At 66.4% G+C, this 13,565-nt stretch carries 12 protein-coding genes; 5 read left to right on the forward strand and 7 right to left on the reverse strand.

The window, feature by feature from the left end; genetic code table 11:
* Positions 1-16: 16 nt before the first annotated feature.
* From FBY36_RS08420 to FBY36_RS08430, 3 genes are all read right to left on the reverse strand, one after another.
* Positions 17-1,885: a bifunctional sugar phosphate isomerase/epimerase/4-hydroxyphenylpyruvate dioxygenase family protein gene (locus tag FBY36_RS08420; protein WP_142118519.1), complete on the reverse strand. Its 1,869-nt coding sequence runs from the start codon at positions 1,883-1,885 to the stop codon at positions 17-19.
* The gene (locus FBY36_RS08425) at positions 1,885-2,766 is read right to left on the reverse strand and encodes a shikimate dehydrogenase (RefSeq protein WP_142118521.1); all 882 of its coding nucleotides are present in this window, start codon (positions 2,764-2,766) and stop codon (positions 1,885-1,887) included. Before FBY36_RS08425 ends, FBY36_RS08420 begins: the two co-directional genes overlap by 1 nt.
* 152 nt (positions 2,767-2,918) lie before the next feature.
* Positions 2,919-3,785 (reverse strand): IclR family transcriptional regulator, encoded by an 867-nt coding sequence (locus FBY36_RS08430; RefSeq protein WP_200830465.1) that lies wholly within the window; start codon positions 3,783-3,785, stop codon positions 2,919-2,921.
* 235 nt (positions 3,786-4,020) lie between these two features.
* On the opposite strand from FBY36_RS08430, the gene FBY36_RS08435 reads away from it, so the two are divergent.
* A complete protein-coding gene (locus tag FBY36_RS08435; RefSeq protein WP_142118523.1) occupies positions 4,021-5,340 on the forward strand; it encodes an MFS transporter in 1,320 nt (439 codons plus the stop codon).
* A 150-nt stretch (positions 5,341-5,490) separates the two neighbouring features.
* On the opposite strand, the gene FBY36_RS08440 is transcribed toward FBY36_RS08435, so the two are convergent.
* Together FBY36_RS08440 and FBY36_RS08445 are read right to left on the reverse strand one after the other, a co-directional pair.
* Positions 5,491-6,579, reverse strand: a complete 1,089-nt coding sequence (locus FBY36_RS08440) for an ATP-dependent DNA ligase (protein WP_142118525.1) — start codon at positions 6,577-6,579, stop codon at positions 5,491-5,493.
* A gap of 62 nt (positions 6,580-6,641) precedes the next feature.
* On the reverse strand, positions 6,642-7,565 hold the full coding sequence (locus FBY36_RS08445) for an AEC family transporter (protein WP_142118526.1): 924 nt from the start codon (positions 7,563-7,565) through the stop codon (positions 6,642-6,644).
* Positions 7,566-7,726: 161 nt separating this feature from the next.
* On the opposite strand from FBY36_RS08445, the gene FBY36_RS08450 reads away from it, so the two are divergent.
* From FBY36_RS08450 to FBY36_RS08465, 4 genes are all read left to right on the forward strand, one after another.
* Positions 7,727-8,755 (forward strand): TIGR03885 family FMN-dependent LLM class oxidoreductase, encoded by a 1,029-nt coding sequence (locus tag FBY36_RS08450; protein WP_142118529.1) that lies wholly within the window; start codon positions 7,727-7,729, stop codon positions 8,753-8,755.
* On the forward strand, positions 8,752-10,446 hold the full coding sequence (locus FBY36_RS08455; protein ID WP_142118531.1) for an alpha-amylase family protein: 1,695 nt from the start codon (positions 8,752-8,754) through the stop codon (positions 10,444-10,446). The genes FBY36_RS08450 and FBY36_RS08455 overlap by 4 nt, the downstream gene beginning before the upstream one ends.
* A 38-nt stretch (positions 10,447-10,484) precedes the next feature.
* Positions 10,485-11,711, forward strand: coding sequence for a pyridoxal phosphate-dependent aminotransferase (locus tag FBY36_RS08460; RefSeq protein ID WP_142118533.1), 1,227 nt, complete (start codon positions 10,485-10,487; stop codon positions 11,709-11,711).
* 137 nt (positions 11,712-11,848) lie between these two features.
* Positions 11,849-12,085, forward strand: a complete 237-nt coding sequence (locus FBY36_RS08465) for a hypothetical protein (protein ID WP_142029520.1) — start codon at positions 11,849-11,851, stop codon at positions 12,083-12,085.
* Positions 12,086-12,149: 64 nt separating this feature from the next.
* Here FBY36_RS08465 and FBY36_RS08470 read toward each other — a convergent pair whose 3' ends face one another.
* Positions 12,150-12,470 carry a MoaD/ThiS family protein gene (locus FBY36_RS08470; RefSeq protein WP_442858235.1) on the reverse strand — a complete coding sequence of 107 codons (321 nt, stop codon included), beginning with the start codon at positions 12,468-12,470 and terminating at the stop codon, positions 12,150-12,152.
* Positions 12,430-13,539 carry a WD40/YVTN/BNR-like repeat-containing protein gene (locus FBY36_RS08475; RefSeq protein WP_142118537.1) on the reverse strand — a complete coding sequence of 370 codons (1,110 nt, stop codon included), beginning with the start codon at positions 13,537-13,539 and terminating at the stop codon, positions 12,430-12,432. Before FBY36_RS08475 ends, FBY36_RS08470 begins: the two co-directional genes overlap by 41 nt.
* Positions 13,540-13,565 lie beyond the last annotated feature (26 nt).

Here is a 13,565-nt window from a genome sequence, read left to right on the forward strand (position 1 = left end):
GGTCTGGCTTGATGGTTCAGGTGCGGTGCAGGGAGTCGTACTGGACTGCGTGGCGCACCGGGGCATTGGGGGCCCCGTAGCCGTCGTAGTTGCCGCGGCGTTCCACCATTTCGAAGAACACGCTGCCCACGGTGGCCGTGTAGAAGTGCAGGAACTCGCCGTCGGCGTCCCGGTCGAACAGGAGGTTGAGCTCCTGCAGGGTGGCCAGGAAACCGGTCTCGAGGTCGAACCGGGCGTCCAGGTCCTCGTAGTAGTTGGCCGGGATCTGCAGGAATTCCAGGCCCCGGTCCCGTGCCGCCCGCGCGGTGGCCACGAGGTCGTCCACGGCGAACGCGATGTGTTCCTGGTAGGTCTTCCGGGCTTCGTTCTGCGCCTGCTGTACCGGTGCCAGGTTCAGCACCAGACGTACGTCGCCGTTCGAGGCCTGCATGACCTGCGAGCGCACCAGCCCGCTGGGGCTGGGCACCTCCGCGAACGGCTGCGGCTCCAGGGCCAGTGCGCTGGTGTAGAAGAGGACTGCCTCATCGAAGTGCTGCCACGGCTGGGCAAGGTTGACGTGGTCGATCACCGCGCTGGCTCCGGCGGAAGGGTGTTCCAGCCCTTCCCCGAACTCATGGGTCCATGCCGCGGTGCCGTCAGGGCTGCCCTGGCAGAGGAAGATCTCGGTGGAGTCCGGGGCGGAGATGCCCTGGAACACTTCCTCGTCCGCCTGCACCTTGCGGGCCACCACGGGGGCCTTCAGCTGCTGGGCCCGGGCGGAGGCAATCACGGGGGAATCGACGTCGAACCCCAGCGCCGCGATGGCTGGTTCGGCGTGCTGCGCGGCCTGTTCGTTGATGATCACGCGGGCCTGGCCCATGGTCCACAGCTGGACGTCCTTGGTGCGGTGCCGGCCTTCGAACGCGAAGCCGAGCTGGCCAAGGAGCCGCTCCAGCTGCGCGGTGTCGTCCGCCTTCACCTCGGCGAAGTTGAAGCCGGCAGGCTCGTTCACCTTGGGCAGCGTGGCAAGTTCCATGGGATAACGACGGCGGAGGCCGGCTCCGTCGTTCGGCGCCCCCTCGGCGTCCGCGAGCCATTTGGCGCTCTGCTCTTCAAGCCAGATGAGCGAACGCATGGCGTCCACGGCAGTCCGCTCCACATCAGACTGGCGGAAGACGTCGTTGAAGACCTCCAGCGAAACAGGTCCGGTGTAGCCCGCACGGACCACGTGGCCCATGAACTTGGCCAGTTCAAACTGCCCCTCGCCCGGGAAGACCCGGTAGTGGCGGCTCCAGGACAGCACATCCATGGAGAGCTTGGGGGCGTCCGCCACCTGCACGAAGAAGATCTTGTCCGGGTTGAACGCCTCGACGTGGGAGGTCTCCCAGTCACGGGACAGGATGTGGAAGGAATCCAGGCAGGTCCCCAGGTTGGGGTGGTCCACCATCTCCACCAGCCGGTAGGCGTGCTCGTAGTCGTTGACATACTTTCCCCAGGCCAGCGCTTCATAGGCCACCTTGACGCCGTGGTCACCGGCCAGGTTGGCCAGCTGTGCCAGCTGTTCGGCGCGGAGGCCGTCGTCGTCGATGCTGGCGGTGGCCACGTTGGAGCACACCAGGATGGTGTCCATGCCCAGCCGGGCCATGAGCTTGAACTTGGCCTCAGCCCTGCGGAGGTTGGCCTTGAGCACGTCCGGGGTGACGCCGTCGAAGTCGCGGAACGGCTGGTAAAGGTCAAGGCCAAGTCCCAGGTCCGCGGCCATCTTCCGCACGTCCTCGGGACTGAGCGGCGAGGTGACCAGGTCCTGTTCGAAGATTTCGATGCCATCGAAGCCCGCGATGGCGCACGCCTGCATTTTCTCCTTCAGGGTGCCCGACAGGCAGACGGTGGCAATTCCGGTGCGCATCAGGCGTTCACCTCCTCGGCGGCCACAAGCTCCAGGAAGTGGCTGCGCATGCGGTCCGGATCAGCATCCAGGCCCGTGAAGATCCGGAACGCATCCGCAGCCTGGCCCACGGCCATCCGCCCGCCGTCCAGGACGTCACAGCCCTTGCCCCGGGCAGCCCGGACCAGTTCGGTGTCGATGGGGCGGTAGACGATGTCCGCCACCCAGTGCCGGGACTCCAGCAGGTCCAGGTCCAGCGGCACACCGGGGTGGGCGGCCATGCCCACGGGGGTGCAGTGCACCAGGCCGTCGGCCCCGCGCATCAGCTGCGGCAGCTCCGCCGTCGTGCCTGCCGTCACGGTGCTGTCCGGGAAAAAGGCCGCCAGCTCGGCAGCCCGGGCCCCGGCCCGCATCGGATCCACATCCACCAGGTGCAGCGTGCGGACGCCGGCGGTCAGCAGGGCGTAGGCGACGGCGGATCCGGCACCGCCGGCACCCAGCTGCACCACACGGTCCAGCCGGGCTGCGGGGAGGCCGGACGACAAAGCGGCGGCGAAGCCGGAGAAGTCAGTGTTGTGGCCGATGAAACGGCCGTCGCGGATCACCACGGTGTTCACGGCGCCCAGCCGGCGGGCGTCCGGGCTCACCTCGTCCAGGTGCTGCAGGACCAGCTGCTTGCAGGGGTGGGTGATGTTCAGGCCGTTGAAGCCAAGGGTCCTGGCGCTGTGCAGGATGGCGCCCACCGACTCTCCGGTCAGGCCCAGCTCCAGCAGGTCGATGGGGCGGTACAGGTAACGCAGGCCCTGCACGTCACCTTCCCGTTCGTGCATGGGCGGCGTGAGCGATGGCGTGACGCCATCACCAACCAGTCCCACCAGGTAGGACTCAGTTCGATTGCTCATGCGTGCAGCTCCTTTGGTACGGCACCGGGCAGGCGCGGAAGTTGGGCGCGCTGCGGGGTGACAGGGATTACGGTACATCAATTGTTCACTTATCGCACTGTTGTTCTACATACGAACAACCGGGCTCCAAGAACACGGGATTTCTTTGGCTGCTAGCGCTGCGGCAGCCTTGCGGCGAGCTCCGCGGCAGCTTCCTGCAGCAGCGGAACGTGGGCCTTCAACTCCTCGAGGCCCAGGCGGAATACCGGCACGGCAGTTGCGAGGGATGCGAAGGCATGGCCCTGGCTGTTGAGCAGCGGGACGGCCACGGCGCGCATGCCGGCCTCGTTTTCCTCATCCATGACGGCGTAGCCCTGCCGGCGCACCTGCTCGATTTCGGCGCGGAATGCATCCCGGCCCGTGATGGACTTTTCGGTGAGCGCTTCGAGCGGCAATTCCGCCAGGAGCCTTTCCCGCTCCGCGTCCTCGGCGAAGGCCACCAGGGCTTTCCCGACGGCGGTGGTGGACAGGGAGCCCAGGTGGCCGGGGTCGCTGGTCACCCGGAACATCTGGGGACCGTCCACCTTGCTGACCGTCAGGTGATGGTGGCCGTCGCGGACGCTGAGGATGGTTGCCTCGCCGGTCTCGGCGGTGACCCGGCGCAGGACGGGCGTCGCAGTACCGGCGAAACCATGATGGTTGGACACACGCTGGCCCAGCTGGAAGATGCGCAGGCCCAGATGGTAGCGGCGGCCGTCCGGCTCATAGTCCACAAAGCCGTCACGGGTCAGGGATCCAAGCAGGCGATAGGTGGTGCTGAACGGCAGTTCCGCCCGGCGGGAAATCTCCGCGGCGCTGGCACCGCGGGGCTCGTCCCCCAGCAGGACCAGCAGGCCCAGGGCTTTGCCCACCATGTCCGTACGGTCCGCAGGACGGCCGCCGACCTTGGCTTCCGGGGGCATGGCGTTCACGGGCTCTGCGGCGGCGGGGACGGCAGCAGCGGATTCTTCATTGACCGCTGTGGTTTGGTTCACACTCATGGATCGATGTTCCCACAATGTGAGAGCTATTTCTAGATGGTGATTATTTTCTTGACAGGTGACTGCCCTCACAGTCATAGTTTCTGTATCGCACAAGTAGCTCCCACCATGTGGCTACGAATGCTTGGGTCTTTTCCGGACTCCAGCCGCATCGCGCCCCGCCCGCACCCAGGCAGCGGCGGCTGCGACCCCCAGATCCACATCCGCGACAATGTCGTCACACCAAAGGAACACCATGAGCCAGACACTTCCGTCCGCCGGGGCGGGTGCCCTCACCTCCGCCGGGACGCCCAAGAAGGCCGCCCTCGCCAGCTTCCTGGGCAGCGCCGTCGAATACTATGACTTCTTCATCTTCGGATCCGCTGCCGCGCTGATCTTCCCCAAGGTCTTTTTCCCCGATGCAGACACCAACGCTGCCATCATGTCCTTCGCCACCTTCGGGTTCGCCTATGTGGCGCGTCCCGTGGGCGCCATCATCCTGGGCCACTTCGGTGACCGGGTGGGCCGCCGGAAGGTCCTGATGTTCACCCTGCTGCTCATGGGCGCGTCGACGTTCGTGATCGGCTGCCTCCCCGACTTCCGGACTGTCGGCTGGTGGGCTCCGGCCCTCCTGGTGATCGCCCGCCTCTGCCAGGGCCTCAGCGCCGCCGGTGAGCAGGCCGGCGCCTCCTCAATGACCCTCGAGCACGCCCCGGACAACCAGCGGTCCTTCTTTACCTCCTGGACCCTCACCGGTACTCAGGGCGGCCAGATCCTCGCCGCCCTGGTCTTCATCCCCGTCCTGGCCCTGCCGGATGAGATCAAGTACGGCATTGGCTGGCGCATCCCGTTCTGGCTCAGCGCCGTGGTGGTCATCGTTGCCTTCTTCATCCGCCGCACGCTGCACGAACCGCCGGCCTTCGAGGAAGCCCAGAAGAACGCCCAGATCTCCAAGCTTCCCGTCGCCGACCTCCTCAAGGGCCACTGGCGCGACGTCCTGCGTGTTGTCGCCTGCGCCTTCATCGCCGCCGTCTCCACCGTGTTCGGCACCCTGGCCATCAGCTACGCCAAGACCGTCGCCGGCGTGGACGGCACCACCACCCTCTGGCTCGTCGTGGGCGCCAACCTGGTGGCCGTGGGCACCCAGCCGCTCTTCGGGAAGCTCGCGGACAGGATCGGCCGCAAACCCGTCTTCATCTACGGTGCCGTGGCCAGCGCAATCCTGACCCCGCTGTTCCTGCTCAGCCTGGAATCCGGCAGCATTCCGCTGATGTTCGTTGCCGCCATCGGTTTCTTCTCCTTCGGCTACGCCGCCTCCAACGCCGTCTGGCCGTCCTTCTACGCCGAGATGTTCAGCACCAAGGTCCGCTTCTCGGGCCTGGCCATCGGCACCCAGCTGGGCTTCCTGATGGCAGGCTTCGCTCCGGCCATCGTGGCTGCCATGGGCGGCATCAAGCCCGGCGGATGGGTGCAGATCAGCATCTTCACCGCCATCATCTGCACCATTGCCGCAGTCTCCGCCCTGACCGCCAAGGAGTCCTTCCGGACGCCCACCAAACTGCTGGGCCTGAAGTAGGAGCGCCACACGCGCGCGTTCCTGCCCAGTTACTGATTAGTCAAAGCCCGCCACCTCCGGAAACGTCCGGACGTGGCGGGCTTTTGCGTGCGATCCGCAGTGGAACGGTGGCAGTAACCGGGCAGGAATGCACGACGGCGGGGGTCCCCGCTACCCCCTGCCGGTCTCCAATACCGAGGCCAGGTCGAAGTTGACCGGTTCCTCCAGTTGTTCGTACGTGCAGGATTCCGGGTCCCGGTCCGGCCGCCAGCGGTTGAACTGGGCAGTGTGCCGGAACCTCTCTCCCTCCATGTGGTCGTAGCGGACCTCCACCACCAGTTCGGGCCGCAGCGGAACGAACGACAGGTCCTTCCCGGCGCTCCACCTGCTGCCTTCGGCGTTCCGCGGGGTCCGTTCCCCCTCCTCCTGCTTTGCCCAGGCCCAGGGGTGGTTGTCGAAATCCGTCACCAGCGGCTGGAGCTGGTCAAACAATTCCTTCCGGCGCTTCATGGGGAAGGCGCCGATCACGCCCACGCTGGCCAAGCCGCCGTCGTCCTTGTACAGCCCCAGCAGCAGGGAGCCGATAGCGTCCGGCCCGCTCTTGTGGAGCCGGTAGCCCGCCACCACGCAGTCCGCCGTACGCTCGTGCTTGACCTTGAACATCACCCGCTTGTCCGGTTCGTACCGGCCGTCCAGCCGCTTGGCCACGATGCCGTCCAGCCCGGCCCCCTCAAACTGCTCGAACCATTGGGCGGCGGTGTCCTTGTCCGTGGTGGCGGCGGTCAGGTGGACCGGAGCGCTGCTGGCCGCGAGCGCCTTCTCCAGCGCCGCCCGCCGCTCGGAAAAGGGCCTGCCGGTGTAGTCGTCGCCGTCCAGTGCAAGGAGGTCGAACGCCACGAAACTTGCCGGCGTTTGCTGGGCCAGCAGCTTTACCCGGCTGGCGGCGGGGTGGATGCGCTGCTGCAGGGCGTCGAAATCCAGCCGGTCGCCGGCGGCGCCCACCAGGATGATCTCGCCATCCACCACACAGCGCTGCGGAAGGTTTTCCTTCAGCGCGGCCACGAGCTCCGGAAAGTAGCGGGTCATGGGCTTTTCATTCCGGCTGCCGATCTCCAGCTCATCACCGTCCCGGAAGATGATGGACCGGAAGCCGTCCCATTTGGGCTCGTAGCTAAGGTCACCGCTTCCTGGAATGCCGTCAATACCGCTGACGGCCTTGGCGAGCATGGGCGGGACGGGCGGCATCACGGGAAGTTCCATAGTGCCCATTCTTGCCCGGCCCGTACCCTGGGCGGTAGGGCGGCACGGCGACGGAAGGGTTTTCAGCCGGCCAGCAGCCAGACCACCAGGACCAGCACGGGCGCCGCGGCGGCCGTGGAGAGCAGGATGGTTTCCCGGGCCACCGCCACGCCCTTCCCGTATTTGCTGGCAAACAGGAACACATTCTGGGCGGAGGGAAGCGCCGCCATGAGCACCACGCCCAGCAGCATGCGGTGGTCCAGGTCAAAGAGGAAGCGGCCGACGACGAACGCCACCGCCGGCATCACCGCGGACTTGAGTGCCGTGGCAGTGAGGATTTCGGCGGTGTGCCCGCCGCTTCGAAGCATTTTGGTTCCGTGCAGCGACATCCCGAATGCCAGCAGCACCACAGGGACGGCAGCGCCGCCAAGGAGCGTCAGCGGTGCCATCACCGGGGCCGGGGGCTGTACGTGGAACGCGGCCAGGACCACGCCCAGGAGTGAGGCGATGATCATGGGGTTCCGGAAGGGCTGGGTCAGCATGAGCCGGGGCGAGAACCGGCCGGCTTCGGAGAGGTCCAGCAGGGTCAGGACCAGGGGGGCGAACAGGAGCAGCTGGACCAGCAGGACCGGGGCCACAGGGGTGGCGTCCCCCAGGGCGTACAGGGTGATGGGGATGCCGATGTTGTTGGCGTTGACGTAGGAACCGGCCATCGCGCCAACCGCCGTTTCAGCCAGCGGCCTTCGGAACCAGATCCGGCTGGCGGCCACATAAAGAAGCGCCGTGACGGCCGCCGTGATCAGCGCGAGCGGAACATAGGCGGAGAAGACCACGGAGAGGTCAGATTTCAGCACCACCGTGAAGAGCAGCACCGGGTTGGTGATGAAGAAGGCCGTACGGGTCAGTGCCGAGATGGTGGGTTCGTCACCCAGTCCACACCGCGCAGCGATATAGCCCACGGCGATGACCACGCCGATCACCGCCAGTCCAATGAGCACACCGCCCACGTGGGGTACTTCCTTCCGGTTCCGCCGCATCCTGCGCCCCGGAAGGGCACAGTATTACAAGTCTTAAACTTATCGGACAAGTGCCCCTGCTTTCGGTACCTGTCCATCCCACAGCCGAGGTACCCCTCGACAGGCCGCCGCCGGGACGGTACAGCTTAACGATGGTTACCGTCGGCTTCCACGCATCCCACGAACAGATCAGTCCCGGCCAGTTGCTCAAGGACGTCCAGCACGCCGAACGCGCCGGCTTTGACGCGGCCATGTGCTCCGACCACATCGAGCCGTGGTCCGCCCGGCAGGGGCACTCCGGCTTCGCATGGTCCTGGCTGGGTGCGGCGATGGCCATCACCAGCCTGCGGTTCGGCGTGGTGACCGCACCCGGGCAGCGCTACCACCCCGCCATCATCGCCCACGCCTCCGCAACCCTGGCCTGCATGTTCCCCGGCAGGTTCTGGTTCGCCCCCGGCAGCGGCGAAAACATGAACGAGCACATCACCGGCGATGCCTGGCCGGCCAAAGACATCCGGCAACGCCGGCTCGAAGAGTGCGTGGACGTAATCCGCCGCCTGCACCGCGGGGAGGAGGTCAGCCACCGCGGGCTGGTCACCGTGGAGCAGGCGCGGATCTGGGATGTCCCCGAATCCCCGCCCCCACTCATCGCCCCTGCCATCAGCGTGGACACGGCCCGCCGCGCGGCAGCCTGGGCCGACGGCCTGGTCACCGTCAACCAGCCGGCGGCGAAGCTGCGGGACATGCTCGCCGCCTACCGCGACAGCGGGGGTAAGGGCAAGGCGGTGCTGCAGGTGCACCTGTCCTGGGCCGGCAGCGAGCAGGAAGCGGCGGCCGTCGCCCTGGACCAGTGGCGGACCAACACGTTCGCCCCGCCCATCCCCTGGGACCTGCCCTCCGCGGGCCATTTCGACGGCGTGGGCGAGCACGTGGGCGAGGAACAGGTGCGCAGCGCGGTCAATGTTTCCGCCAGCCTCAATGCGCACGCAGACTGGCTGTCTGAATACGTGGAACTGGGCTTCGATGAGCTGTACCTGCACTTCGTGGGGCAGCGGCAGGATGCCTTCATCGATGCCTTCGCCGCTGAGGTGCTCCCGCAGGTCCGCACCCCTGACCCGGCCGGAACGGAACCGCAGCTTGCGGCGGCAACCGCCAGCCCGGCGTCGGACACTCCGGCATGAGGATCGCCGAGACCTCGGACCTGTGGTGGAAGAATGCGGTGATCTACTGCCTGGACGTGGAGACGTTCTTCGACGACGACGGCGACGGCGCCGGCGATTTCGCCGGCCTTACCCAGCGGGTGGACTACCTCGCTGCGCTGGGCGTGACCTGCATCTGGCTGATGCCGTTCTACCCGTCCCCGGACCGCGACGACGGCTATGACGTCACGGACTTCTTCGGCGTGGACCGCCGCCTTGGCACGCTGGGCGACCTGGTGGAATTCATCCGCGCCGCTAAGGACCGCGGTATGCGCGTAATCGCCGACTTCGTGGTGAACCACACCTCCGACCAGCACCCCTGGTTCGTGGAAGCCCGGAAATCCACTGACAACCCGTTCCGCGACTTTTATGTGTGGCGAAAGGACACTCCCCCGGACACGTCCTCGGAGGTGGTGTTTCCCGGGGAGGAGAACTCGCTGTGGACCCTTGATGAGGCTACCGGCGAGTGGTACCTGCACATGTTTGCCAAGTACCAGCCTGACCTCAACGTCACCAATGCCGGCGTGCGGGACCAGATCGCCAAAGCCATGGGACTGTGGCTGGAACTGGGGCTTGACGGTTTCAGGCTGGACGCCGTGCCGTTCTTCCTGGAAACCCGTGGCGCACCCAAGGACGAGGCAGCGAACATCAACCCGCACGGCTACCTCTGTGCGCTGCGCAGCTTCGTGAACCGGCGCAACGGCAGCGCCGTGCTGCTGGGGGAGGTGAACCTGCCCTATAAGGAGCAGCTGGAATACTACGGTGGCCCCGAGGGCAACGAACTGAACATGCAGTTCGACTTCCTGGCCATGCAGCACATCTATTTGTCCCTTGCCAGGCAGGATGCGCGCCCGCTGGCCGAGACGCTCAAGAGCAGGCCGCCGATCAACCCGGACAACCAATGGGCCATGTTCGTGCGCAACCATGACGAGCTGACACTGGACAAGCTCAGCGACGGCGAGCGCCAGGAAGTCTTCGCCGCGTTCGGGCCGGAGAAGAACATGCAGATCTACGGCCGCGGCCTCCGGCGGCGGCTGCCTCCGATGCTCGGTGGCGACCAGGAGCGGATCCGCATGGTGTATTCCCTCATGTTCTCGCTGCCCGGCACCCCGGTGCTGTTCTACGGCGAGGAGATTGGCATGGGTGAGGACCTCCGGCAGAAGAGCCGCGCCGCAGTGCGCACGCCCATGCAGTGGAACACTGAGAAGAACGGCGGCTTCTCCAATGCCAAGGCATCAGAGCTGGTGGCCCCGCTGGTGCGCGGCGAATACGGGCCGGAGAACGTCAACGCCGCTGCGGCCAAGCGGGACCCGGAATCGCTGTTCAACTTCATGGCAACGCTGATCGCGCGCTACCGCGAGGCACCAGAGCTGGGGTGGGGCTCGTTCGGGATCATCGACCAGCCGGAACCCGCGGTCTTTGCCCACACCTGCAGTTCGGACGGCGGGACGCTGGTGCTGCTGCACAACTTGGGCGAAGAGCAGGTGTTGGTCACCGGACGGGTGGGACCGGAGGATGGCCCGCGCCAGGCTTACCGGGACGCCATGCTGCTGGACCTGTTCGACGGCGGCAACGCCCCCTTGGAGCCCGACGGCAGCTTCACGGTGGAACTGGGACGCTACGGCTGCCGCTGGTTCCGCGTGCACCGCAAAGGCGACCGGCTGGCACCGTAACCCGCCGCCCGCCGTCGGGCTTTATGAAAAGATCAACCATGCACGCAATGCAGCACTCCAGCAAGCTTGAAAACGTCCGGTACGAACTCCGGGGCCCGGTACTGCAGGCTGCCAAGAACATGGAGGCTGAGGGGCACCGGATCCTCAAGATGAACCTCGGGGACACGGCGCCGTTCGGCCTGGAGGCGCCGGAATCCGTGGTGGTGGACATGATCCACCACCTCCGCGGCGCCCAGGGCTACAGCGACTCAAAGGGCATCTTCACGGCACGGACCGCCATATCGCAGTACTACCAGACGCGTGGCCTGATGAACATCGGGGTCGAGGACATCGTGATTGGCAACGGCGTCAGCGAATTGATCTCCATGAGCCTTCAGGCGTTCATGGAAAACGGCGACCAAATCCTGGTCCCGGCCCCGGACTACCCCTTGTGGACCGCCGCCGTGACCCTCACCGGCGGCAAGCCGGTGCACTACCTCTGCGACGAGGCGGAGAACTGGTGGCCGGACATGGCAGACGTGGAAGTAAAGATCACCAGCCGCACCAAGGGCATCGTGATCATCAACCCGAACAATCCCACCGGTGCCGTCTACCCCCGCCACATCCTGGAACAGTTCGCGGCGCTGGCCCGGAAGCACAACCTGGTCCTGTTCTCTGACGAGATCTACGAGAAGGTGCTCTACGAGGACGCCACGCATATCCACACCGCCTCCGTGGCCGAGGACGTGTGCTGCCTGACCTTCAGCGGGCTGTCCAAGGCCTACCGGATGCCGGGCTACCGGGCAGGATGGGTGGCCATCACCGGGCCGCTTGCCGCTACCGCCGCCTACCGTGAAGGCCTTGAGCTGCTGGCTTCGCTGCGCCTGTGCGCCAACGTTCCTGCCCAGCACGCCATCCAGACCTGCCTGGGCGGCTACCAGAGCATCGAGGCCCTGGTGCAGCCCGGCGGCCGGCTGCGGGAGCAGCGGGACCTTGCCCACCAGCTCCTTACTGCCATTCCCGGCGTAACGTGCGTGCCGGCGTCGGGCGCCATGTACCTGTTCCCCCGCCTGGACCCGGAACTCTATCCGATCGCCAACGACGAGAAATTCGTCCTGGACCTGCTCCGGGACCAAAAGATCCTGATCTCCCACGGCTCGGCCTTCAACTGGCCCGCGCCGGACCACTTCCGGTTCGTCATCCTTCCCTCGGTACTGGACATTGAGGAAGCTGTCCGGAGGATTTCCACCTTCCTTGCCGCCTACCGCAACGGCAGCGACGCCTGAAAGCGACAGACACGAAACCGGTGCGGCGCGAAGAACTAACCGCACGCTAACCGCGGGGAAACCGCTGCGCAACATTCGCGGCCCACACTGGGTAGTGCAGGCAAGAGCCGGCACCAGCTCCAGCCAGGAGGCCCCCGATGTTGAAGAAAGCGACCACGCATGTAACCAGAATCCGCGCACTGGACCAGCTCCACCGCGGTGACGAAATCGAAGCCCGCCTCTCCGTGGGACCTTCCTACGACGACGTGGTGATCCGCCGCGGCAGCGTGCAGGAAACGGCGCCCGGCATCGGAGTGGTGTGGATCCTGGACCGGATCACGGGGGTCCGGAAGGCCATCAATACGGACGAGTGCAGCGTTTGGCGCGTGGCATAGCGAACTGGACGTGGGGCTGCGGGCGCAGCCAGTAAGGGCTGCCCGCGCCTTGCCCGCTTCCCTCTCAGCCGCCCGCGACAGACTGGATCACCAGGACTTCCTGCCCCGGCGCCACCTCGGTATCCAGGCCCTGCAACCGCCGCACCTCGTCACCGTTGACGTAGATGTTGACGAACCGCCGCAGCGCGCCGGTTTCGTCACGAAGCCGCCGGCCCAGCACCGCATGGTCGGAGGCCACCGCATCAAGCAGGCTTCTCACCGTCAACGGCCCTTCCGCGGGCGCAGTCAGCACCGACTGCCCGCCGGCCAGGGGCTGCAGGACACTGGGCAGCAGCAGCGAAATCTCAGCCACCTGCCACCACGGCTGCCCTGACGCACAGGACATCCGGCAGGTGGGAAGCCACCTCCCTGAACGTCTCCCCTTCATCCGCACTCGCATAGACCGTCCCGCCGCGCGTACCGAAGTACACCCCGGCGGGATCTGCGGTGTCCACGGCCGCCGCGTCCCGGAGCACGCTGTTGTATTCGTGCTCAGGGAGTCCGGTACTGAGGCGCTTCCAGGTGTTCCCGGCGTCGTCCGTGCGGTGGACGGCGAGCTTTCCTTCGGGAGGGATGCGTTCGCCGTCGGCCTTCAGCGGAACAACCCAGGCGGTGCCGTCCCGGCGTGGATGGGTGAGCATCACGAAGCCGAAGTCGGCCGGCAGGCCCTCCGCGATGGAGTTCCAGTTGTCTGCGTTGTCATCCGTCCGGTAGACCCCGTGGTGGTTCTGGGCGTACAGGCGTCCTTCCACCGCGGCATCCGCGGCGATCTTGTGCACGCACTGGCCGAACTCCGGGTTGGGGTCCGGCATGAAGTAGGCCGAGATGCCCTTGTTGCGTGCTTCCCAGGAGGTGCCGCCGTCGAGCGACCGGTACACGCCGCCGGTGCTCATGGCAACATACACCGTTTCCCCGGCCGGCTGGACCACGATCGAGTGCGCAGCCGCCCCGCCGTAGCCTGCTCCCCATTCAGTGCGGTGCGGGTGGTCCCACAGGCCGCGGTTCAGCTCGAAGTGCTCCCCGCCGTCCGTGGATTTCCAGACGGAAATCGGTTCTGCTCCCGCCCACACAACTCCTGGACGGGACTCGGCGTCCGGGTAAATCTGCCAGACGCGCTCAAGTGCCGCCCCTGTGTCCTCCGGGAACGTGATGGCGCCCTGTTCCGGCTCGGACCAGGTGGCACCAAGGTCATCCGAGTGGGCCACCGTTGGTCCCCAGTGCGGGCTGCGGACACCCACCAGGATGCGGGTGCGGCCCTCCCTGGTATCGATCCCGATGCTGGGGATCTCCGACATAAGGAAGTGCGGGCCCGTGAAGGACCACTCCTGCCGGTCCCGGCTGGTGGCCAGCCAGAGCCCTTTCTTGGTGCCGATTGCCAGGACGAATGATTCTGCCGCCGTTGCCATGCGCTCCATGCAACCACCGCAGGGGCCCGCCCGCA

This window comes from Arthrobacter sp. SLBN-122 (assembly GCF_006715165.1).
Lineage (GTDB): Bacteria > Actinomycetota > Actinomycetes > Actinomycetales > Micrococcaceae > Arthrobacter.

Bases quoted from the DNA above. Each gene is read 5' to 3' on its own strand.
- FBY36_RS08425 (WP_142118521.1), bottom strand. From the start codon at position 2,766: ATGAGCAATCGAACTGAGTCCTACCTGGTGGGACTGGTTGGTGATGGC.
- FBY36_RS08430 (WP_200830465.1), bottom strand. From the start codon at position 3,785: ATGAGTGTGAACCAAACCACAGCGGTCAATGAAGAATCCGCTGCTGCC.
- FBY36_RS08450 (WP_142118529.1), top strand. From the start codon at position 7,727: ATGGTTACCGTCGGCTTCCACGCATCCCACGAACAGATCAGTCCCGGC.
- FBY36_RS08435 (WP_142118523.1), top strand. From the start codon at position 4,021: ATGAGCCAGACACTTCCGTCCGCCGGGGCGGGTGCCCTCACCTCCGCC.
- FBY36_RS08465 (WP_142029520.1), top strand. From the start codon at position 11,849: ATGTTGAAGAAAGCGACCACGCATGTAACCAGAATCCGCGCACTGGAC.
- FBY36_RS08460 (WP_142118533.1), top strand. From the start codon at position 10,485: ATGCACGCAATGCAGCACTCCAGCAAGCTTGAAAACGTCCGGTACGAA.
- FBY36_RS08455 (WP_142118531.1), top strand. From the start codon at position 8,752: ATGAGGATCGCCGAGACCTCGGACCTGTGGTGGAAGAATGCGGTGATC.
- FBY36_RS08420 (WP_142118519.1), bottom strand. From the start codon at position 1,885: ATGCGCACCGGAATTGCCACCGTCTGCCTGTCGGGCACCCTGAAGGAG.
- FBY36_RS08470 (WP_442858235.1), bottom strand. From the start codon at position 12,470: ATGTCCTGTGCGTCAGGGCAGCCGTGGTGGCAGGTGGCTGAGATTTCG.
- FBY36_RS08475 (WP_142118537.1), bottom strand. From the start codon at position 13,539: ATGGAGCGCATGGCAACGGCGGCAGAATCATTCGTCCTGGCAATCGGC.
- FBY36_RS08440 (WP_142118525.1), bottom strand. From the start codon at position 6,579: ATGGAACTTCCCGTGATGCCGCCCGTCCCGCCCATGCTCGCCAAGGCC.